12 protein-coding genes are annotated in these 23442 nt (G+C 73.4%); 10 read left to right on the forward strand and 2 right to left on the reverse strand.

Going from position 1 to position 23442, the window contains the following annotated elements; genetic code table 11:
- From ACGFIW_RS24890 to ACGFIW_RS24935, 10 genes are all read left to right on the forward strand, one after another.
- On the forward strand, nucleotides 1–5889 hold a 5889-nt coding region (locus ACGFIW_RS24890), incomplete at its 5' end, for an SDR family NAD(P)-dependent oxidoreductase (RefSeq protein ID WP_393320134.1).
- A gap of 25 nt (nucleotides 5890–5914) precedes the next feature.
- On the forward strand, nucleotides 5915–11284 hold the full coding sequence (locus ACGFIW_RS24895; RefSeq protein ID WP_393320137.1) for a type I polyketide synthase: 5370 nt from the start codon (nucleotides 5915–5917) through the stop codon (nucleotides 11282–11284).
- A gap of 41 nt (nucleotides 11285–11325) precedes the next feature.
- The gene (locus tag ACGFIW_RS24900; protein ID WP_393320140.1) at nucleotides 11326–12594 is read left to right on the forward strand and encodes an activator-dependent family glycosyltransferase; all 1269 of its coding nucleotides are present in this window, start codon (nucleotides 11326–11328) and stop codon (nucleotides 12592–12594) included.
- Nucleotides 12595–12625: 31 nt separating this feature from the next.
- Complete coding sequence (locus tag ACGFIW_RS24905) at nucleotides 12626–13837, forward strand: glycosyltransferase (RefSeq protein ID WP_393320143.1); 1212 nt, start codon at nucleotides 12626–12628, stop codon at nucleotides 13835–13837.
- Between the two features lie 37 nt (nucleotides 13838–13874).
- Nucleotides 13875–14735, forward strand: a complete 861-nt coding sequence (locus ACGFIW_RS24910; protein ID WP_393320146.1) for a 3-hydroxybutyryl-CoA dehydrogenase — start codon at nucleotides 13875–13877, stop codon at nucleotides 14733–14735.
- A 27-nt stretch (nucleotides 14736–14762) separates the two neighbouring features.
- Entirely contained in the window at nucleotides 14763–15983 is a 1221-nt protein-coding gene (locus ACGFIW_RS24915) for an FAD-dependent oxidoreductase (protein ID WP_393320149.1), read from the forward strand.
- A 294-nt stretch (nucleotides 15984–16277) separates the two neighbouring features.
- On the forward strand, nucleotides 16278–17126 hold the full coding sequence (locus ACGFIW_RS24920; RefSeq protein WP_393320152.1) for a glycosyltransferase family 8 protein: 849 nt from the start codon (nucleotides 16278–16280) through the stop codon (nucleotides 17124–17126).
- Nucleotides 17127–17162: 36 nt separating this feature from the next.
- Nucleotides 17163–18389, forward strand: coding sequence for a cysteine desulfurase-like protein (locus ACGFIW_RS24925; RefSeq protein WP_393320155.1), 1227 nt, complete (start codon nucleotides 17163–17165; stop codon nucleotides 18387–18389).
- Nucleotides 18390–18430: 41 nt separating this feature from the next.
- Entirely contained in the window at nucleotides 18431–19186 is a 756-nt protein-coding gene (locus tag ACGFIW_RS24930; protein ID WP_393320157.1) for a thioesterase II family protein, read from the forward strand.
- 17 nt (nucleotides 19187–19203) lie between these two features.
- Complete coding sequence (locus ACGFIW_RS24935; protein ID WP_393320160.1) at nucleotides 19204–19854, forward strand: 4'-phosphopantetheinyl transferase; 651 nt, start codon at nucleotides 19204–19206, stop codon at nucleotides 19852–19854.
- A gap of 7 nt (nucleotides 19855–19861) precedes the next feature.
- On the opposite strand, the gene ACGFIW_RS24940 is transcribed toward ACGFIW_RS24935, so the two are convergent.
- A complete protein-coding gene (locus tag ACGFIW_RS24940) occupies nucleotides 19862–21979 on the reverse strand; it encodes an MMPL family transporter (RefSeq protein WP_393320162.1) in 2118 nt (705 codons plus the stop codon).
- Complete coding sequence (locus ACGFIW_RS24945; RefSeq protein ID WP_393320165.1) at nucleotides 21976–23181, reverse strand: aromatic ring-hydroxylating dioxygenase subunit alpha; 1206 nt, start codon at nucleotides 23179–23181, stop codon at nucleotides 21976–21978. The genes ACGFIW_RS24940 and ACGFIW_RS24945 overlap by 4 nt, the downstream gene beginning before the upstream one ends.
- Between the last annotated feature and the right edge of the window lie 261 nt (nucleotides 23182–23442).

Below are 23442 nucleotides of genomic sequence, written 5' to 3' on the forward strand. Positions count from 1 at the left end.
GGTTTGTCGGGGGTGTCGGTGGCGTGGGGGTTGTGGGGTGAGGTGTCGGGGATGACGCGGGGGTTGTCGCAGCGGGATTTGGCGCGGTTGTCGCGTTCGGGTCTGGCGGTGTTGGAGACCGCGGATGCCCTGGCCATGCTCGACGCGGCCACCCGCGTCGACGCCCCCGCTGTGGTGGCGGTCGCCCTGGACAGCGCGGCACTGAAGGAACGGGCCACCGCCGGAGACCTGCACCCGGTGCTGCGTGACCTGGTACGCGTGCCGGTCCGGAGGGCGGCCGTGCAGGCCACCGCCGGTGCCGACGCGACACTCGCCGCGCGGCTGGCCGCCCTGCCCGTCGCCGAACGGCGGGGCGCGGTCACCCAGGTCGTGCTGGAGCAGGTGGCCGACGTCCTCGGACACGAATCGACCCGCACCATCGGGGCGGAGCGCGCCTTCAAGGACCTCGGCTTCGACTCGCTCACCGCCGTCGAGCTGCGCAACAAGCTCAATGGCGCGCTGGGGCTGCGACTCCCGGCGACGCTGATCTTCGACTACCCGACCCCGGACGAGCTCGCCGCCATGGTGCTGGCCGAGTTGTTCGGCGCCGAGCAGGGCGACGACGCCACGGAGCCGGTGGTCGTCCGGGCCGACGAGCCGATCGCCATCGTCGGGATGAGCTGCCGCTACCCGGGTGGGGTCAGCTCCCCGGAGGAGCTGTGGCAACTGCTGACCGAGGGGCGCGACGGCATCACGCCGTTCCCCGACGACCGCGGCTGGGACGTGGAGGCGTTGTACCACCCCGACCCGACCCACCCGGGGACGACGTACAGCACCAGCGGTGGCTTCCTCGACCGGGTGGGCGACTTCGACGCCGGATTCTTCGGCATCTCCCCGCGCGAGGCCCTGACCATCGACCCGCAGCAGCGACTGCTGCTGGAGGCCAGCTGGGAGGCGGTCGAGCGGGCCGGTCTCGACCCGGCGGCACTGCGCGGCAGCCAGACCGGCGTCTTCACCGGTGTCATGTACAACGACTACGGCTCGCGCGTCCGGCAGGTGCCTCGCGACGTGGAGGGCTACCTCGGCAACGGCAGCGCGGGCAGCGTCGCCTCCGGCCGGGTCTCCTACACGTTCGGGTTCGAGGGCCCGGCGATGACCGTGGACACCGCCTGCTCGTCGTCGCTGGTGGCGATCCACCTGGCGGCACAGGCGCTGCGTCGCGGCGAGTGCAACCTGGCGCTGGCCGGCGGCGTGACGGTGCTGGCCACCCCGCAGGTCTTCGTCGAGTTCAGCCGGCAGCGGGGCGTCGCCGCCGACGGCCGCTGCAAGTCCTTCTCGGCGGAGGCCGACGGGGCCGGCTGGTCCGAGGGCGTCGGCATCGTCTTGCTGGAGCGGCTGTCGGACGCGCGGCGCAACGGGCATCAGGTCCTGGCGGTGGTGCGGGGTTCGGCGGTGAACCAGGATGGTGCGTCGAATGGGTTGACGGCGCCGAATGGTCCGGCGCAGCAGCGGGTGATCCGGGCGGCGTTGGCGGACGCGGGGTTGTCGACCTCGGACGTGGACGCGGTGGAGGCGCACGGGACGGGGACCCGGTTGGGTGATCCGATCGAGGCGCAGGCGTTGTTGGCGACGTACGGGCAGGACCGCGAGCGGCCCCTGTTGCTCGGTTCGTTGAAGTCGAACATCGGTCACACGCAGGCCGCCGCGGGTGTGGGTGGTGTGATCAAGATGGTGCAGGCGATGCGCCACGGTGTGCTGCCGCGCACCCTGCACGTCGACGAGCCCACGCCCGAGGTCGACTGGACGGCGGGAGCCGTCGAACTCCTCACCGAGCAACTCGACTGGCCCGAAGCCGACCGGCCGCGCCGAGCCGCGGTGTCGTCGTTCGGAGTCAGCGGCACCAATGCGCACGTGATCCTCGAAGCGGCTGTCGCCGAGGAGCCTTCCGAGGCACCGGCACCCGACACCACCGGGCCGGTTCCGCTGGTGCTCTCCGGACGGGACGCCGAGGCGTTGCGCGGGCAGGCGGAACGGCTGCTCTCGTACCTCACCGCGCGGCCGGAGGTCGCCCTCGGCGACGTCGCGTACTCGCTCGTCGGCCGTTCGGCCATGGAACACCGCGCGGTGGTGTGGAGCGACGACCGGGCCGAGGCCCTGGCCGGGCTCACCGCCCTGGTCGAGCAGACCCCGTCGGCGCAGGTCGTCACCGGCGCCGGTCGAGACACCCGGGCCGTGTTCGTCTTCCCCGGGCAGGGATCGCAGTGGGTGGGCATGGCTCGCGAGTTGGTCGACGGCGACGCGGTCTTCGCGGCACGGATGGCGGAGTGCGCGGCGGCGCTGCGCGAGGTGGTCGAGTGGGACCTGTTCGACGCGCTGGGTGACGAGGAGGCGCTGCGGCGGGTGGACGTGGTGCAGCCCGTCCTGTTCGCGGTGATGGTGTCGTTGGCGGCGGTGTGGCGTGCGCGCGGCGTCGAGCCGGTGGCCGTGGTGGGGCATTCGCAGGGTGAGATCGCGGCGGCGTACGTGGCGGGGGCGTTGTCGCTGGACGACGCCGTCCGGGTGGTGGCGCTGCGGAGCCGGTTGATCGGTGCGGTGTTGGCCGGCCGTGGGGGCATGGTGTCGGTGCCGCTCCCGGTGGCCGAGGTCGACGCGGCCCTGGGGCGTTGGGACGGCCTGGTGTCGGTGGCGGCGGTCAACGGGCCGACATCGACGGTGCTCTCCGGCGACCCGCAGGCGTTGGACGAGGTGTTGGTCCAGTGGGATCGGGCCAAGCGGATCCCGGTCGACTACGCCTCCCACTCCGCCCAGGTGGAGTTGCTGCACGACGACCTGGTCGCGGTGCTGGCCGACATCGCGCCGCGAACCGCCGAGGTGCCCTTCTACTCCACGGTCACCGCCGAATTCGTCGACGGCACCGGCCTGGACGCCGAGTACTGGTACGAGAACCTGCGCCGGCCGGTCCGCTTCGACGAGGCGGTACGGGCGCTCGACGATCACCTCCTCATCGAGTGCAGTGCCCACCCGGTGCTCGTCCCGGCCGTGGACGCACGGGCCGTGGGCTCGCTGCGGCGCGGTGAGGGGGGTGGGCGGCGACTCGGGTTGTCGCTGGCCGAGGCGTGGGTCGCCGGCGCGGGCGTGGACTGGCACACAGTCGTCCGGGGCCGGCGGGTGGAGCTGCCCACGTACGCCTTCCAACGCCGCCGCTACTGGCTCGACGCCGGGGAGTCCCTCGACGTCTCCACCGCCGGCCTCGACGCGGTGGAGCACGCCATGCTGGGTGCGGCGGTCCCGCTGGCCGGCTCCGACGGCCACGTGTTCACCGCACGGGTCTCCGCCCGCAGTCACCCCTGGCTCGCCGACCACACCGTGCGCGACACGGTCCTGGTGCCGGGCACCGCGTTCGTGGAGTGGGCGATCCGGGCCGGTGACGAGACCGGGTGCCCACTGGTGGAGGAGTTGACGATCACGGCGCCGCTGGCCCTGACCGGGTCGGGAACGGCGCAGGTGCAGGTGGCGGCCGGGGCCGCCGACCCGTCCGGCCGCCGGCCGCTGACCGTGTACGCCAGGGTGGGCGGCGGCGAGGACTGGGTCCTGCACGCCACCGGCACCCTCGCGCCCGAGGTCGAGGCACCGGGCGACGCGCTCACCGAGTGGCCGCCGACCGGAGCCGAACCGGTGGACGTCACCGACCTGTACGACCGCCTCGCCGCCTCCGGGCTCGGCTACGGGCCCACCTTCCAGGGCGTACGGGCGGCGTGGCGGCGTGGCGACGAGGTCTTCGCCGAGATCGCGCCGGCGGGCGAGCTGACCGTGGCCGGATACGGCCTGCACCCGGCGTTGCTCGACGCGGCGGTGCACGCCGCCGCGCTCGGCGCGGAGCTGGGCGAGCCGAAACTGCCGTTCACCTGGAGCGGTGTCGCACTGCACGCCACCGGCGCGGCCATGTTGCGGATCCGGATCACACCGACCGGCGAGGACTCCTTCGCCGTCCTCGCCGCCGACGCGCACGGCGCGCCGGTCGCCACTGTCGACTCGCTGCTGGTGCGCACCATGACCGAGCCCGTGGACCGGCCCGGCGACCACCTCTACCGGTTGGTGTGGTCCCCGCTGCCGGAGGCCACCGCGGCCTCCACACCCTCCTGGGTGTCGGTCGGCGGGAGTGGCCCGGACAACGTCGCCGACCTGGCGGAGCTGGGCGCGGCCATCGACGCGGGCGCCGCGGTGCCGGCGTTGGTGGTGGCTCCGCTCGCCGGCCCGACCGGGTCGGACCTGGCCGCCGCCGCGCGGCACACCACCGGGCTTGCGCTCGACCTGGTCCAGGGCTGGCTCGCCGAGGACCGGTTCGCCGACGCCCGCCTGGTCCTGGTGACCAGGGGCGCCACCGGTGAGCGGATCGAGGACCCGGCGGCGGCCGCCGCCTGGGGCCTGGTCCGGGCGGCGCAGTCGGAGCACCCCGGGCGTTTCGTCCTGCTGGACACCGACACCGACCAACCGTACGGCCAGCTCGTCGACGGGGTGGCCGCTCACGACGAGCCGCAACTGGCCCTGCGCGGTGGGCGGGCCCACGCGCCCCGGCTGGTCCGGGCGTCCCTTCCGTCGGCCGGCGACGGCCCGACCTGGGAACCGGACGCGACGGTGCTGGTCACCGGTGGCACCGGCGCGCTGGGCGGCCTGGTTGCCCGGCACCTGGCCGAGACCCATGGCGTACGCCGATTCGTGCTGGCCAGCCGTCGCGGACCGGCCGCCCCCGGTGCGGACGACGTGGTGGCGGAGTTGTCGGCGCGGGGCGCCGAGGCGGTCGTGGTGGCCGCCGACCTCGGCGACCGGGACGCGGTGGCGGCGCTGCTCGACGCGTACCCGGTGGACGTGGTGGTCCACACCGCCGGCGTGCTCGACGACGGCCTGGTCGGTTCGCTCGACCGGGACCGGATCGACGGGGTCTTCCGCTCCAAGGTGGACGCGGCCGTGCACCTGCACGAGCTGACCCGCGAGCGGGGCCTGCGGGCGTTCGTCCTCTTCTCCTCGGCGGCCGGGGTCTTCGGCACCCCGGGGCAGGGCAACTACGCCGCGGCGAACGCGTTCCTCGACGCGCTGGCGGCGCGTCGGCGGGCCGAGGGCCTGCCGGCGATCTCGCTGGCGTGGGGGCTGTGGCAGGAGAGCAGCGACCTGACCGATGGTCTCGTCGACACCGACCGCAACCGGCTCGCCGGGGCGGGAGTGGTCGCCATGACCTCGGCGCAGGGCCTCGCCCTGCTCGACGCCGCGGTGGCGCTCGACGAGGCGGCCGTGGTGCCGGTCCATCTGGACCGCGCCGCGCTGCGCGGCCGGGCCGAGGCCGGGACACTCCCGGCCCCGTTGCGAGGGTTGGTGCAGGTCAGCGCCCGGCGGGCCGCGTCCGGGGAGGCGGCACGCCACACCCTGACGCAGCGGATCGAGCGGCTGCCGGCCGCCCAGCGGCACCAGGTGCTCGTGTCGACGGTGCTCGCGGAGACCGCGGCGGTGCTCGGCCACCAGCCGGGGGACACCGTCAAGGCCGGGCGCGACTTCAAGGAGCTGGGCTTCGACTCGCTCACCGCGTTGGAGTTGCGCAACCGGTTGAACGGCGTCACCGGGCTGCGGCTGCCGGCCAGCCTGGTCTTCGACTACCCGACCCCGCGGGCGCTGGCCGACCACCTGCTCGCCGAGCTGGCCCCGGCCGCGCCACCCGAGCCGACCACGGCCGACGACGACACCGACGTCCGGGCGACGTTGGCCACCATCCCCGTGCAGGCGCTGCGCGAGAGCGGGCTGCTCGACCAGTTGCTGAAGCTCGCCGGCCACCGGTCGGACGACGAGCGGCGCAGCGACGACCACATCGACGCGATGGACGAGGACGCCCTGATTGCCATGGCGCTCGGCACCGATTCCTGACGACGCCCCCGAGCGGAGGAACACAATGACTGGTTCGGACAATCGGGTTCTCGATGCCCTCCGGGTGTCGCTGAAGGAGACCGAACGGCTGCGGCGGCAGGTCGAGGCCACCCGCGAGCCCGTCGCCATCGTGGCGATGAGCTGCCGCTACCCGGGCGGCGTCAGCTCACCGGAGGACCTGTGGCGGCTGGTGTCGTCGGGGACCGACGCGATCGGCGACTTCCCCGACGACCGGGGTTGGGACCTGGACAACCTCTTCGACGACGACCCGGAGCGCACGGGTCGCAGCTACGTACGCCAGGCCGGGTTGCTGCCGCGCGTCGCCGACTTCGACGCGGGATTCTTCGGCATCTCGCCGCGCGAGGCGGTGACCATCGACCCGCAGCAGCGGCTGTTGTTGGAAACCGCCTGGGAGGCGTTCGAGCGCGCCGGCATCGACCCGGTCTCGGTGCGCGGCAGCCAGACCGGGGTCTTCACCGGGGTCATGGCCGGCGGGTACGGCGTCCGGCAGATGATCTCGCCCGGGGCGGCGGGGGAGTACGAGGGCTACCTGGCCAACGGCAACGCGGTGGCCGTCGCGGCCGGGCGGGTGGCGTACACCCTCGGGCTGGAGGGGCCGGCCATGACCGTGGACACGGCCTGCTCGTCGTCACTCGTGGCGATCCACCTCGCGGTGCAGGCGCTGCGTCGGGGCGAGTGCTCGATGGCGCTGGCCGGCGGGGTGACGGTCATGTCCAGCCCGTCGTTCTTCATCGAGTTCAGCCGGCAGCGGGGTCTCGCGCCGGACGGGCGGGTCAAGGCGTTCAGCGCCGCCGCGGACGGCACCGCCGGGGCGGAGGGTGTCGGGCTGCTCCTGCTGGAGCGGTTGTCGGACGCGCGGCGCAACGGGCATCAGGTCCTGGCCGTGGTCCGCGGCTCGGCGGTGAACCAGGACGGTGCGTCGAACGGCCTCACCTCCCCGAACGGTCCGGCGCAGCAGCGGGTGATCCGGGCGGCGTTGGCGGATGCGGGGTTGTCGGCGTCGGATGTGGACGCGGTGGAGGCGCACGGGACGGGGACCCGGTTGGGTGATCCGATCGAGGCGCAGGCGTTGCTGGCGACGTACGGGCAGGACCGCGAGCGGCCGCTGCTGTTGGGGTCGCTGAAGTCGAACATCGGTCACACGCAGGCCGCGGCCGGTGTCGGTGGTGTGATCAAGATGGTGCAGGCGATGCGCCACGGTGTGCTGCCGCGCACCCTGCACGTGGACGAGCCGTCCCCGCAGGTGGACTGGTCGGCGGGAGCCGTCGAACTGCTCACCGAGGAGACGTCCTGGCCGGCGGTGGACCGGCCCCGGCGCGGCAGCGTGTCGTCGTTCGGGCTCAGCGGGACCAACGCGCACATCGTGGTGGAGCAGGCCCCGCCGGAGGAGCCGGTAGAGGCGGCCGACGCGCCGGCCCCGGCCCTGGTCCCGTGGCCGGTCTCGGCTCGCGACGAGGCCGGGCTGCGCGGGCACGCCGAACGGCTGCACGCCTTCCTCGCCGGCTCCGACGCCGCACCTGTCGACGTCGGGTGGTCGCTGGCCACCACCCGCGCCGCCCTGGACCATCGCGCGGTGGTGCTCGGCGCCGACCGGCCGGCGCTGCTCGCCGGCCTCACCGCGCTGGCCGAGGGTACGCCGGACCCCGCCGTCGTCCAGGGCGGCGTGGTCGACGGCGGGGTGGTCTTCGTCTTCGGCGGCCACGGCTCACAGTGGACCGGCATGGCGGAGAGCCTGATGCGGCACCCGGTCTTCGCCGACCGGGCGCGGGAGTGCGCCGAGGCGTTCGCGCCGTACCTCGACTTCCCCCTCCTCGACGTGCTGCTCGGCCGGCCGGGCGCCCGGGGCCTGGACGACCTGGAGGTGGCCCAGCCGGCGCTGTTCACGGTGATGGTCTCGCTGGCGGCGCTCTGGCGGTCGTACGGGGTGCACCCGGCGGGCGTGATCGGCCACTCGCAGGGCGAGCTGGCCGCCGCACACGTGGCCGGCGGTCTGCCGCTCGCCGACGCCGCCCGGGTGATCGCCCTGCGCAGCCAACTGATCGTCGCCGAGCTGAAGGGTGCGATGGCCTCCGTGGTGCTCCCCGTGGAGCAGGTGCGCGAGCGGATGACGCGCTGGGGCGACCGGCTCACGGTGGCCGGAATGAACGGGCCGAAGGCGACCACCGTCGCCGGTGACCTCGCCGCCGTGGAGGAGTTCGTCGCCGCGTGCGTGGCCGACGACCTGCGCGCCCGGGTGGTCTCCGCGACGGCGGCGACGCACTGCGCCGAGGTCGACAGCATCCGCGACCCCCTGCTCGACCGGCTCGGCCGGCTCTCTCCCGTCCCGTCCGAGATCGCGTTCTACTCGACTGTCACCCCGGGCCCGAAGGACACCGCCGAGCTGGATGCCGAGTACTGGTTCGACAACTGCCGGCAACCGGTGGACTTCGCCGGCGGCGTCGAGGCCCTGCTCGCCGACGGCTTCCGGATCTTCGTCGAGTGCAGCCCGCACCCGGTGCTGACCATGGCGCTCCAGGGCATCCTGGACGAGGCGGGCGTGGAGGCCGCCGTGCTCGGCTCGCTGCGCCGCGACGAGGGGGACCGCTTCCCGACCTCGCTGGCCGAGGCGTACGTCCGGGGTGTCGACCTCGACTGGACGGCCGTGTACGGAGGCGCTCGCCGACGGGTGGACCTGCCGACGTACGCATTCCAACGGCGTCGTTTCTGGCTCGACGTGGTCGGGCCCGCCGAGCAGGACGCGGCGGCCCTGGGGCTGGCCGCTCCGGGGCATCCGCTGCTCGGGGCGGCCGTGGCGCTGCCCGGCTCCGACGGCTTCCTGTTCACCACGCGGTTGTCCGTTCGTACCCACCCGTGGTTGGCCGACCACGCGGTGCACGACGTCGCGATCCTGCCCGGCACGGCCTTCGTGGAGCTGGCGCTGCACGCCGGTGAGCAGGTCGGCTGCGACCTGGTCGACGAGCTGACCATTGCGGCCGTGCTCGCTCTGCCCGCCGAGGGTGGGGTGCGGCTCCAACTGGTGGTCGGTCCGCCGGAGGAGGACGGTCGTCGCCCGCTGACCGTGTACGGCCAGCCCGACAGCGCGCCCCCGGACGCCTCGTGGACGCCGCACGCGGTCGGCACCCTGGTCCCCGCCGCCGGGTCCGACGCGGTGTCGCTGACCCACTGGCCCCCACCCGCGACCGAGGTGGACCTCGACGACGCGTACGACCGGCTGGCGGAGAACGGGTTCCGGTACGGCCCGGCGTTCCGGGGGCTGCGCCGGCTGTGGAGTGCCGACGGGGACGTCTACGCCGAGGTGGCCCTGCCGCAGGGGCTCGCCCCGGACGGCTACGGCCTGCATCCCGCCCTGTTCGACGCGGCACTCCAGGCGGCCGTGGTGGCCGACCTCGCCGCCGGGTCGGGCACCCTCAGCCTGCCGTTCTCCTGGAGCCGGGTCGCCCTGCACGCGGTGCGGGCCACGGCGCTGCGGGTGCGGATCACCGGGGCCGGACCGGACGGGCGTCGGGTCGACGTGTGTGACGCCGAGGGCGCGCCGGTCGCCTCGGTGGCGGCCATCGTGGCCCGGCCGCTGACCGGTGACCAGCTCGACGTCCCACTCGACACGCGGGCTGTCGTCGACAACTCGCTGTTCTCGCTCGGGTGGGTCCCGCTGCCGGAGCAGCCGACCGTGGACGCGCTTGTCGTCGACGACCTGGCCGACCTGCCGGACGAGTTGCCGGACGTCGTCGCGGTGGCCCTGGCGGCGTCGGACGTCCGGCCGGCGAACGAGGCCGCCCGGGCGTACACCGGTCGGGTGCTCGCCCTGCTCAACGGGTGGTTGGACGACGAGCGGTCCGAGCTGTCCACGCTCGCGGTGGTCACCAGCGGCGCGGACGCGGACCCTGCCCAGTCGGCCGTGCACGGGTTGGTCCGGTCGGCGCAGGCGGAGCACCCGGACCGTTTCGTCCTGGTCGACGTCAACGTACCGGGGGACCTGGCGCTCGTCGGCGCCGCCGTGGCGGCCGGCGAGCCGGAGGTGGCCGTGCGCGACGGGCGGCTGTACGCGCGCCGACTGTCCCGCACCGCCGCCGGCCCCGCGTTCGGCCGGATGCCCGACCCGGAGGGGACGGTGCTGGTCACCGGCGGCGGCGGTGGGATCGGCCGGCTGCTGACCCGGCACCTGGTCACCGAGCACGGCATGCGTCACCTGGTGCTGGCGTCTCGTCGCGGCGCGGACACCCCCGGTGCGGCGGAACTCGTCGACGAGCTCGGCCGGGCTGGCGCTCAGGTGCGGTTCGAGGCCTGCGACGTGTCCGACCGGGACGCCCTGGCCGGCCTGCTGGAGCGGCTCGACCGGCCGCTGACCGCCGTGGTGCACGCGGCCGGAGTGCTTGACGACGCGCTGCTGGCCGCGCAGACCCCGAAGCGTGTCGACACCGTCTTCGGCCCCAAGGTGGACGCGGCGACGTACCTCGACGAGTTGACCCGCGACGCCGACCTGAGCGCCTTCGTGCTCTTCTCCTCGGCGTCCGGCACCTTCGGCGCGCCGGGTCAGGCCAACTACGGTGCCGCGAACGCCTTCCTCGATGCCCTCGCTGTCCGACGCCGGGCCGCCGGGCTCCCGGCGACCTCGCTGGCCTGGGGTCTGTGGGAGGAACAGAGCGACATGGCCGGGCACCTCGACCCGGAGGAACGCCGCCGCCAGATGGCCCGCAGCGGCATCCGCCCGTTCTCCGCCGCGGAGGGGCTGGCGCTCTTCGACGCGGCGATGCGCCGCGACGAGGCGGTCCTCGTACCTGTCGGACTGGACCCGAACAGCATGTCGTCCGCGCTGCTGCGCGGCCTGTCGGGCACCCGCCGGCGGGTCGCCGCCGCCGCGCCCGGAGACGGCGGGACCCTTGCCGAACGCCTCGCGGCGATGCCGGCGACGCGCCGCGAGCAGGCCCTGGCCGACCTGGTGTACGCCCAGGTGGCGTCGGTGCTCGGGCACGGGTCGGAGACGACGCTCGACCCGGTCCGGCCGTTCCGCGACCTGGGCCTCGACTCGCTGACCGCGGTGGAGCTGCGCAACCGGCTCAGCACGGCCACCGGGCTGCGGCTCTCCGCGACCATGGTGTTCGACCATCCCACCCCCGCCGAGCTGCTGGCGTTCCTGCGCGCCGAGCTGATCGGTGCCGATCCGACGCCGGCCGAGCGGCTGCACGCCGAGTTGGACCGGTTGGACGAGGCGCTCGACGCGCTCGACACGACCGACGCGGACCGGTCCGCCCTGGTCACCAGGCTGCGCACCCTGCTGGCCCGGCACGGTGGCGACAGCCCGGGGCAGGCGGAGTTGGTGACCGCCACCGACGACGAGATGTTCGCGCTCATCGACCGCGAGATCGGCGTCGGATGACCCGCCCCGACCCGCTGCCGGCCCGAGGAGACTGATCCCCCTTGCGAGTCCTTTTCACGTCGTTCGCCATGGAGACCCACTTCCTCAGCATGGTGCCGCTGGCCTGGGCCATGCGCACCGCCGGGCACGAGGTGCGGGTGGCCAGCCAGCCGGGGTTGACCCGGGCCATCACCGCCGCGGGGCTGACCGCCGTGCCGGTCGGCGAGGACCACGGCCTGCTCGACGCGGTGCTCGGTGTCAGCGACGGTGCCGACGGCAGCTGGAACTCGGTGGACCTCGACCCGGCCCGGCCGGAGGTGCACAGCTGGGAGTTCCTCAAGGCGATCAACGGCATCCTGCCGGAGCGCTTCTTCGCCCAGGCGAACAACGACTCGATGGTCGACGGGATGGTCGAGTTCGCCACGTCGTGGCGCCCCGACCTGGTGGTGTGGGAGCCGTTCACGGTGGCGGGCGCGATCGCGGCCCGGGCCGTCGGCGCGGCCCACGCCCGACTGCTGTGGGGGGCCGACCTGCTGATCGACCTGCGGGCGCGGTTTCTGAGCCAACTCGCCGAACGCCCGGCCGGTGCCGCGCACGACGCACTCGGCGACTGGCTCGGCGGGCTCCTCGACCGGTACGGGCTCGACTTCCACGAGACGGTCGTCCGGGGACAGTGGACCATCGACACGCTCCCTTCGAGCATCCGGATGCCGCTGGGCGAGCCGACCGTGCCGGTGCGGTACGTGCCGTACAACGGGCCGGCGGTGGTGCCCGACTGGCTCCGCGTGCCCCCGGCGCGTACCCGGGTCTGCCTGACGCTCGGGCTGACCGCCCGCGACGGCGCGGACTACCTGCTCGGCTCGCTCGACGGGCTCTTCGACGCGGTGGGCGACCTGGACGTCGAGATCGTCGCCACCCTCAACGCGGCACAGCGGGAGCAGGTCTCCCGACTTCCCGACAACGTGCGGGCGGTGGACTTCGTCCCATTGCACGCGTTGCTGCCGACCTGCTCCGCGGTGGCCCACCACTGTGGTGCCGGCACCTGGTCCACCGCGGCCTACCACGGCGTGCCGCAACTGATCTCGCCGATGGTGTTCGAGAACTCGTACCGGGCGCGGCGCACCGCCGAGGTGGGGGCGGCCCTGGTGATCCCGCAGTCCGAGCTGACCCCCCAGGCGTTACGGGACGGCCTGTTGCGGGTGCTGACCGAACCGCGCTTCGCCGAAGGGGCGGACCGGCTGCGTCGGGAGTCGATGAGCGACCCGACACCGAACGACGTGGTGCCGACGCTGGAGAAGCTGACCCTCCAGCACCGGGACCTGGACGCGTGACATCCGTGCAGCAACAACCTGGGGAGAAGCCGTGAGAGTGCTCATCGTCGCACTGGGAACGATGGGGGACGTCGCCCCGTACACCGGGTTGGTGCCCCGGCTGCGGGAGGCGGGGCACGAGGTGGCCATCGCCGCGTACCCGCGCTTCGCGGATCTGGTGCGGGCCGCCGGGGCCGAGTTCCGGGAGATGCCCGGCGATCCGGCGGTGGTGGGGGAGTGGACGCAGGCGGAGAACTCGTCGCAGGCGATGCGGGGGATCACGGCGAAGACCCTGGAACTCGGCGAGTCGATCCTCACCGCGGCCAAGGAGGGTGCCGACGTCCTGCTGCTGTCCATGCCGGCGCAGCAGGGCGTGCACGTCGCCGAGAGTCTCGGCATCCCCAGCATGGGCGTGTTCCTCCAACCGGTCTTCCCGACCGCCGATCACCCGCCGTCGTTCATCGGCACCGGCGGCTCGCTCGGCTCGTGGGGCAACCGGGCCAGCGGGAATCTGCTGCTCGGGGTGATGGGCCGGCTCGTCTCCGGTGCCACCCGGGAGCTGCGCTCGCGGCTGGGCCTGCGGCCCCTGGGTCGCCGGGAGCTGGGCGCGCAGATGGATGCCTGGCCGGTGCTGCACGGCTACAGCCCCAGCGTGCTGCCGCGGCCCGCCGACTGGCGTCCCGCGCTGGAGGTGGCCGGCTACTTCTGGCCGGCCGTGCCGGCGGGGTGGGCACCGCCGGCCGAGCTTGCCGACTTCCTCGCCGCCGGTCCACCGCCGGTGTACGTCGGCTTCGGCAGCCGGAAGATCTCCGACGCGGCGCGGATCGCCGAGACCGTGGACGAGGCCCTGCGTCGGGTCGACGCGCGTGGCGTGATCCACGCCGGTTGGGGCGACCTGACCAGTCGCTCGGACCGAACGATCACGATCGGGGAGACCCCGCACGAGTGGCTGTTCCCGCGGATGGCCGCCGTGGTGCACCACTGCGGGGCGGGCACCACCGCCGCCGGGTTGCGGGCGGGTGTGCCGACCGTCGGCGTGCCGATCCTCGGTGACCAGCCGTTCTGGGCCGGTCGGGTGGTCGCGCTCGGCGCCGGACCAGCCCCGGTGCCCTATCGCAAGCTCTCCGTCGACCGTCTCACCAAGGCCCTCTCGGCCGCACTCGGTGACCCGTCGTACCGGACGGCCGCCGCCGGGTTGCGCGACCGGATCGCCACCGAGGACGGGGCCGGGAACGTGCTCGCCGCCCTGGACCGACTCCACTGACCACCCCTCCCCGGGACCTGGACCGAAAGGACTGCGCATGTACGTGGCACGAGTCGGAATTGTCGGCTGTGGCACCATGGGCGCTGGTATCGCCGAGATCAGCGCCCGAGCCGGCGTCGACGTCCGAGTGGTCGTCTCCCGCCCGACCTCCGCCGACCGGGCCCGCGCCCGGATCACCGGGTCGCTGGGCCGGCTGGTCGCCAAGGGGCGGTTGACCGAGGCGGACCGGGACGCCACCCTCGGGCGGATCAGCTTCGTGACCGAACTCGACGCGCTTGCCGACCGGCAGCTCGTGATCGAGAGCATCACCGAGGACGAGCCGGCCAAGCTCGCCCTCTTCAAGGAACTGGACCGGGCGCTGCCGCAGCCGGACGCGGTCATCGCCTCCAACACCTCGTCCATCCCGATCCACCGGCTGGCCGAGGTCACCAGCCGGCCCGAGCGGGTCGCCGGCATCCACTTCTTCAACCCGGTGCAGGTGCTGCCGCTCGTGGAGCTGGTGGCCTCCGAGACCACCGGCGAGCACGCCCGCCGCACCGTGCACCGGTTCGCCGCCGAACAACTCGGCAAGCAGGTGGTCTGGTCCCCGGACCGGGTCGGTTTCACGGTCAACGGGCTGCTCATCCCGTTCCTGCTGAGTGCCGTCCGGATGGTCGAGTCCGGGCTGACCACGGCGGAGGCGGTGGACCAGGCGATGAAGCTCGGCTGCAACCACCCGCTGGGGCCGCTGGAGCTGGCCGACCTGATCGGGCTGGACGTCGTCGCCTCGACCGCCGACGCGCTGCACCGCGAGTTCCGTGAGCCCCTGTACGCCGCGCCGGAGCTGCTGCTCCGCCTGGTGGCGGAGGGGGCGATCGGTCGCAAGGCCGGCCGTGGCTTCCACACCTATCCGCGCTGAGACGCACGAGACAACGAGGAGGCCCCCATGCGGGCACTGATCGTCGGTGGCGGTGTGGCGGGCGCCGCCGCGGCCGTCACCCTGCGCAGGATCGGCTGGGATCCTGTCGTGTTCGAGGCGTACGGGAGGTCGGCACACGACGTCGGCGCCTATCTCTTCCTCGCCTCGAACGGGCTGAACGCGCTGGACTCCTTCGGGATGAAGGACGAGATCGTGCGGCGTGGCCTGGACATGAGGTCGGTCGTGGCGTATTCGCACGCCGGCCGCCGGCTCGGCGCGTCGCCGTTCGGGCGGCATCGCGCCGACGCGACACCCACCCAGATGATCGACAGGTCGGACCTGTACGGCGCGCTGCTGGAGGAGGCGCAGCGCCAGGGTGTGCCGGTCGAGTACGGCAAGCGGTTCGTCGACCTCAAGGAGACCGCCGACGGCGTACGCGTCTTCTTCGAGGACGGCGGCTCGGCCGACGGGGACGTCGTGATCGGCGCCGACGGGGTCTGGTCCAGGGTCCGGGAGACGGTCGACCCAGGCGGTCCGGCCCTGTCGCCGACCTGCATCGTCGGAGTGGGTGGCCGTAGCGGCGCGCTCGACGTTCCCGGCGAACCGGGGGACTTCCAGACGTTCTTCGGCACCCAGGCGTTCTTCGGCTACGTCCGGCAACCCGACGGCACGGTGCAGTGGCTGGCCACGCCCGCCATCGACACCCCGGAGGCCGCCGTGGCACTGGCCGCCCTGCCGGCCGAGCAGTGGCGAAAGGAGCTGCTCCGGATGCTGGAGGTCGACCGGACCCCGGCGCCGCGGATCGTGGCGGCGACCGTCGAGTCGTACCCGCCGAGCGTGGCCCACTCGTTGCCGAACGGCCGGCCCTGGTTCACCGACCGCGTGGTGCTTCTGGGGGATGCCGCCCACCCGGTGCGTCCCTCGATCGGCCAGGGCGCGTCGATGGCCCTGGAGGACGCCGCCACGCTCGCCCGTTGCCTGCGGGACACGCCGGACCTGCGCGGGGCGTTCGACAGGTACGACCGCGTCCGGCGTGAGCGGATCGAACAGGTGATCAAGATCGGCGTCGACATGGACACGCGGATGCGGATGAACAGCCGCACCGAGGTGTTCGTGCGCAACCTGGCGGTGTCGGTCGTGCTCTGGCACGAGGGCCGGACCATCCGGCGCAAGGGTGAGCTGGCCGGCGGCGACATGGCCGCCCTGTGGGGACATCACATCGACTGGGAGCAGCCGGTAACAGCCTGACCACCGGAGGTGGGGTTTCCACCGCCGTTTCTGCCTGGTTCGCCGGCCGTCCCGTACCGATGATTCCAGAGAGAACCGCGCGTCCGCCGACCACGAGTTCCGGGCGCGCCGAGAGACGCCGCGGTGACGGCCGGGCGTCCGCGTCGGTGTTACGAGCCCAACGCGCCGAACCGGCGGGACCCGGCAGAACCGGGTTCCGCCGGCACGGGCGGTGACGGACGGGCCGCGACGCGGTCGTACGACCGGACACCGAAGCCGGGACCGGCCTGACCATCGACAGGTGAGCGGAGAGACATGAGTGGACCCATGCACGTCGCGGTGGCCTTCGACCTCGGCTTCGTACCGTGGACGGTGGCGACGATGAGATCGGTCGCGGCGGTCGGGATCCCGCCGGGCGGCACCGTGACCTGGTGGCTGATGCCGGGAGCCGACGTCCCGGCGGACGTGCTCGCCGCCGTCGTCGAGGAGGGCGAGCGCGTCGGCGACCCCCGGGTGCTGCGGGTGCCGACCGAGCTGGACGAACTGCCGCTGTCGTCGTGGCGGATGATGTCGTCCCGGATCTCCAACGCCGCCTACTACCGGCTGCTCCTGCCCGACCTGGTGCCCGACTCGGTGGACCGGATGCTCTGGCTGGACTCCGACGTGATGTGCACGGGCGACCTCACCGAGCTGTGGCAGACGGACCTGGAGGGCGCGTTGCTCGGCGCCGCCGTCGACATCGGCTCCCCGACCGTCGGCGCGGCGACCGGCATCCCCGGCCTCGACCCGACGGTTGGCCGGCTCACCAAGCGCAGCGACTACTTCAACTCCGGCGTGCTCCTGATGGACCTGCCCCGCTGCCGTGCGGCGGAGCTGTCCACCCGGTCGCTGGACTACATCCGGACCAACGCCGGGAAACTCCGCTTCGCGGTCCAGGACGCGATGAACGTCGCCGTGGACGACAGGTGGCTGCGCCTCGACCCGCGCTGGAACGACATGGACTTCTTCCGCTTCGAGCAGGAGCTCGGCGCGGTCGACGAGACCCGGATCATCCACTTCGCCGGCAAGAAGAAGCCGTGGCAGGAGTCCTTCCCGGACGGCCCGCTGAGGGACCTCTACCTGACCTACCTCCCGCGGACCCCGGACCTGACCGCAGCCCGGTAGCGGAGCCGCGCTCCGCCCTGACACCCGGAGAGATCCGTGAACAGAGCACCCTGGTACTACGACGTCGACGCCCTCCGGGCGCAGTTCCCCGCCCTCAAGGCCGGGTCCGCACACTTCGACGGGCCGGGCGGGACCCAGATTCCGCAGCCGGTCATCGACGCGATGGCCGAGGCGATGGCCAACCCGGTGTCGAACCGCGGCGCGCACACCGCCGGCGAGCGCAACGCCGAGGCCATCGTCGTGCAGGCCCGCCGTGCTCTCGCCGACCTGCTCGGCGCGACGCCGGAGGGGATCGTCTTCGGCCGCGGCGCCACGCAGGTCACCTACGACATCTCCCGGGCGTTGAGCCGCGACTGGGGTCCGGGCGACGAGGTGGTGGTCACCCGGCTCGACCACGAGGCCAACGTCCGACCCTGGGTGCAGGCCGCCGAGCGTTGCGGGGCCACGGTTCGCTGGGCGGACTTCGACCCCGCCACCGGCGAGCTGACACCCGACCACCTCGCCGCCGTGCTGTCCGACCGGACCCGCCTGGTCGCCGTCACTGCCGCGTCGAACCTGATCGGTACGCGACCGGACGTCGCCGCGCTCTCCCGCCTCGTCCATCAGACGGACGCCCTGTTCTACGTGGACGCGGCGCACTACAGCGCCCACGCCAGCGTCGACCTGGACGCCTTCGGCGCGGACCTGCTCTCCTGCTCCTGCTACAAGTTCCTCGGCCCGCACCTGGGCGTCCTCGCGGCCCGCCCCGAGCTGCTGCACGGTCTGCGACCGGACAAGCTGGTGTCCGCCACCGACGACGTGCCGGAGCGGTTCGAGCTGGGCATCCTGCCCTACGAGGTGCTCGCGGGCGCGCGCGCCACAGTGGACTTCCTCGCCGGGCTGGGCCCGCTGCGCGACGGCGACCGGCGCGCGCGGCTCGCCTCGGCGTTCGACGCGGTGGAGGAGCACGAGGACGCGCTCCGGGTACGCGCCGAACGCGGGCTGGCCGAGCTGCCGGGGGTCACCGTGTACTCCCGCGCCGCCCGGCGTACGCCGACCCTGCTGCTGGGCGTCGCGGACCACCACCCCCGCGACGTGCACCGCTACCTCGCCCGGCAGGGCGTCGACGTGGGCTCCGGGACGTTCTACGCGGTCGAGGCGTCCCGGCGTCTCGGCCTGGGCGAGACCGGCGGTGTCCGGGTGGGGCTGGCGCCCTACACCTCCGAGGAGGACATCGACCGCCTGCTGGAGGGTCTGTCCGCCTACCTGAGCGGGAGCCGGTGACCCGCCTCGGGCGGTACTCTTCCTCGACGATTGGAGCTGTGATGACCAAGACCACGGTGGACGAATCGTGGGTCCGTGGCTTCCACCGCGGCCCGGAGAACGGGCCGACGCTCGTGTGCTTCCCGCACGCCGGCGGGTCGGCGAGCTACTTCACCTCGTTCTCGGCCGAGTTGCGCTCGACTCTCCAGGTGCTCGCCATCCAGTATCCGGGCCGGCAGGACCGGCTCCGCGACCGCTGCCTCGGCAGCATCGACGAGTTGGCCGAGGAGTCGTACCGGGCGCTGCGTCCGCTGCTGGACCGGCCGGTGGCGTTCTTCGGCCACAGCATGGGGGCGATGATCGCCTTCGAGGTGGCGACCCTGATGCGGGAGCGGCTGGACGCGGCACCGACCATCCTCTTCGCCTCCGGCCGCCGGGCGCCCTCCCGGTTCCGGGACGAGAGCGTCCACCTGCGCGACGACGCCGGCCTGATAGCCGAGCTGAAGACCCTCAGCGGGACCGACAGCCGGATCCTCGACGACGAGGACGTGCTGCGGATGATCCTGCCGTCGATGCGCAGCGACTACCGTGCGGTGGAGAGCTACCGCTACCGTCCCGGGCCACCGTTGACCTGCCCGATCACGGCCGTGATCGGCGAGGATGACGGCAAGGTCAACCAGGACGAGGCCCGTGCCTGGGGCGACCACACCACCGGCGAGTTCCGCCTGCACGTCCTCCCCGGCGGCCACTTCTACCTGGCCGAGCAGCGACAGGCCGTCGCGGACCTGGTCGCCCGGCAGTTGCTCGCCCCGGCGTGAGCGCGTCCGTCGGTCCGGTGGGCGGATTGGTTCCCGCCGGTGTGGTCGTCGTCGAGGCGTTCGGGCACCGCGACGACGTCGTGCTCCTGCCCGAGGAGGAGGCGGTGGTGGCGCGCGCCGTGGACAAGCGGCGCCGCGAGTTCACCACCGCCCGGCACTGCGCCCGGTCGGCGCTCGGTCGGCTCGGCTTCGACCCGGTGCCGATCCTTCCCGGCCCTCGGGGCGCGCCGGGGTGGCCGGACGGCGTGGTCGGCAGCATCACCCACTGCGAGGGCTACTGCGCGAGCGCGGTGGCCCTGCGCCGGGACGTGGCCGCGCTCGGCGTCGACGCCGAGCCCGCCGCCGCGCTGCCCGAGGGGGTGCTGGAGGCCATCGCGCTGCCCGAGGAGGAGTCGGCCGTCCGCCGGCTGGCCGTCACGTACCCGGAGGTCCCCTGGGACCGGCTGCTGTTCAGTGCCAAGGAGTCGGTGTACAAGACGTGGTTCCCGGTGACCGGCCTGTGGCTGGACTTCCACGAGGCACGGATCGACCTCGACCCGTCGGGCGTCTTCACGGCCACCCTGCTCAGGCAGGTGCCCGCCGACTGCGTCGTTCCGCTCGCCCGGCTGGGTGGGCGATGGCGGATCCGGGCCGGTTTGGCCGGCACCGCCATCGCCGTACCCAGCTGAGACCCGCTCAGGTCCCGGCGACCGCGTCGGCCTGACCTCGTGCCCCGCCGTCCGGTGCCGGCTGCTGCCCGGCGTCGGGACGGTTGTCTCCCTGCCGCTCGTCCGTGCCTCGGCGGGGCCACCAGAACCGGTCACCGAGAATGATCGCGAGGGCGGGCACCAGGATGGTCCGCACCAGCAGGGTGTCGAGCAGCACCCCGATCCCGACCACGATGCCGACCTGGGCAGCGGTGACCACCGGGATGACCCCCAGCACCGCGAACACGGCGGCGAGCAGGATGCCGGCGCTGGTGATGACGCCGCCGGTGACCCGCAGCGCGCGCAGCATCCCCTCGCGGGTGCCGAGCCGCCGCGCCTCCTCCCGGGCCCGGGTGACCAGGAAGATGTTGTAGTCCACGCCGAGTGCGACGAGGAGCACGAACGAGATCAGCACCACGCCGCTGTCCAGCGCGGGGTAGTGCAGCACGTGCTGGAACAGCAACCAACTCGCCCCCAGGCTGGCCAGAAACGACAGCGCGACGGTCACGACCAGCAGCACCGGGGCGAGCAACCCCCGCAGCAGGGCCACCAGCACCAGACCGACGAGGACCAGGATGATCGGCAGGAGCAACGCGGTGTCCCGCTTGTAGGCGTCGAGGGTGTCCATGGTGGCCACCACCTGGCCACCCACCGCCGCCCGCGCACCGGGCACGGTGGCCACGGCCCGCCGCAGCTCCCGGATCGACCGGTCGGAACCGGCGGTGCCCGGCTCGGCGGTCAGCACGACCGACACCCGGGCGACCGAATCGGTCCGTTCGGTGACCGTCGCGCCGGCCACACCGGGCACCGTGGTCGCGGCCTGCGCCACCCGGTCGGCGGTCGCCGGCGTGGTCAGGACATCGACCGGCTGGGTCGCCCCCGCCGGGAACGCGCGGGCCAGCGTCTGCGCCCCGCGTACGGCCTCCGGCTCGACGCGGAACTGCTCGCTCTGGCTGAGCCCGACCCGCAGCCCCGCGACGCCGGCCGCCAGGCCAGCCAACAGCGTCACCCCCACCAGCACGACCGCGACGGGACGCCGGCCCACCACCGCGCTGAGCCGGCCCCACACCCGCCCCACGCGGGCGGCGCTGCCCAGCCGTGGCACGGCCGGCCAGAACACCCCTCGCCCGCACAGCACGAGCGCGGCGGGCAGCACGAACAGGGCGGCGAGCACGGCCAGTACGATGCCGATGGCGCAGGCGACACCGAGCGAGCGGCTGCCCTCGACCTGGGCCAGCACGAGCGCGAGCAGCGCCACCACCACCGTTCCGCCGCTGGCCAGGATGGCTTCGCCGGTGCGGCCGACGGCGGTACGCATCGCGGCGAACCGGTCCTCGGTGCGCCGCAGTTCGTCCCGGTACCGGGCGATCAGCAGCAGGGCGTAGTCGGTCGCCGCGCCGAAGACCAGCACGCTGGCGATGCCGTACGTGGCCCCGTCGGGCGTGAGGCTCAGCCGGGGCAACACGTGGTCGATGACGCGCAGCGCCAACTGCTCGGTGACCGCCACCACCACCAGGGGGACGACCCACAGCACCACGCTGCGGTAGGTGACCAGCAGCAGCACCGCCACCACGGTCACCGTGGTCAGCAGCAGGGTGGTGTCGGTGCCGTCGAAGACCGCGGACAGGTCGGCGGTGAACGCGGGCGCCCCGGTCACCTGGGCCCGTACCCCCTCGGGAAGCCCGCTGGCGAGCGCGGCGCGCAGCGCGCGCACCTGCGCTGCGGTGTCCTCGTCGTCGGCGGGCAGGGGGACCGCGACAAGCGCGACGGTGCCGTCACCGGACAGGTGGGGCGGGGTGACCGTGCCGCCGACCGCCATCGCGCGCAGCGCCGGCAACCGCGTCTCCAACGCCGCCCGGTCACCAGTGGTGAGCGCGGCGCCGTCGGTGCGGCTGACCACGACGACCGCCGGTTGCGCCTTCGTCGACGGCAGCCGCGCCAGCAGTTCTCCGGCACGCACCGAGGAGTACGAGTCGGGCAGGCTGGCCACGCCGACCTGGAACGGCTCGGTCTCGGGACGCGGCACCAGGTAGACGCCGACGACGATCAGGACGGCGAGCAGCAGGGTGGCCCAGGCACCCCGGCGTCGCACGGGTGCCGCGATCACGGCAGCGCCGGTGGGCCGGGAATCACCTCCGCCGCGGGTGTTTCCTCGCCCCGCCCCGGTTCCAGGCCGAGCCCGGTGCCGCCGGCGAGCATGTCGTCACAGACCCGGTGGAAGTGGGTGATCAGGCACTCCCGATCGTTGAGCACGTTGCGCCGGTACGCGGACGACTGCCGCGTGGCCGTGACGTCGGTCCACTGGTCGACGTCCTCCTGGACGACGCCCTTGAAGATGGTCCAGAACAACGACACGTGCTCCTGGTACTCGGCGTCGTCGGAGTCGTACTGGAGCTCCCAGGCCTCGAACCGGGTCCGGTCGACGTCGAGCGGGACGGCGCGGAAGATCTGCGTGTGCAGGCGGTTGGCGTTGACCACAGTGGTCGGGAAGAGCTGGTAGTTGCAGATCGCCAGGTTGATGTGGTCGAGGGTGCGCTGCAACTCCTCCAGCACCCCCATGAACGGCACCACCATCATCCCGTTGCGCCCGAACACGTCCATCGTGGAGTGGCGGGCGTCCCGGGACTCCTTCGGTGGGACGTTGTGCAGCGCCTGGGCGTGGTAATACTCGCTGAAGGCGTCGACGCACACCTTCCAGTTGACGTTCACCTCCCACTCCAGCTTCTCGACGAGCTTCATGTCCTGCATGTGGTAGGCGCCGAGATCCGCGGAGATCTCCGGGCCGATCCAGTCGAGCAGTGGCCCGGCCACGCCCGGCCCGGCCAGCACCGCCCACACCCAGCCACCCCACTCGTCCAGGTCCAGGGCGGGGGAGCAGAGGCCGGCGAGCACCTCCTGGTCGAAGTCGTGGCGGTCGGGGACGCCCGTCACCTTGCCCTCGATGTCGTACGCCCACCGGTGCCACCGGCAGGTGAAGCGGCGGGCGCCGGTGCCGCTCTCGGGGACGATCCGCGCGCCCCGGTGCTGGCAGACGTTGTGGAAGCCGGCCAGACCGCCGTCCGGGCGGCGGGTGATGACGATGCTCTCACCGTGCCCCTCCCAGACGTGGTGGTCGCCGGGGTTGGGGATCTGTTCCGAGCGGCAGATGATCTGCCAGCTCCGGTTGAGGATGCGCGTCCGCTCCAGCTCGTACCGCTGCGGGTCGCGGTAGACGCTCGCGTCGACTGTCGAGGGCCCGATCGGCGGCACCGCCGGCACGCTCTGCCCGAAACGCACGGGCAGTTCACCACGGGTGGGATTGAAGACCACTGTCGACCTCCGTTTTCGGCTCGTCCCGTCCTGCCGCGGACGCGGGCCTGACGGGCGGGAAGCGGGCTCGGACGGGCGGCGCCGAGCTACCGCCTGGCGACCGAATAATCGATGAGGCGGCGACGCCGGGTCCAGGCAGAACCGACGGCGACTTGCGTAAGCGGCCGTTCAGGTGGACTTGGCTCCTCCCATCGGCACCCCGGGTGACGTGCCGGGGGGAGGCCGACGCGGCGGGCATCGGCTCTGACCAGTCATCCCGAC

Origin of the sequence: Micromonospora sp. NPDC048935, assembly GCF_043197875.1 — a bacterium.
Lineage (GTDB): Bacteria > Actinomycetota > Actinomycetes > Mycobacteriales > Micromonosporaceae > Micromonospora.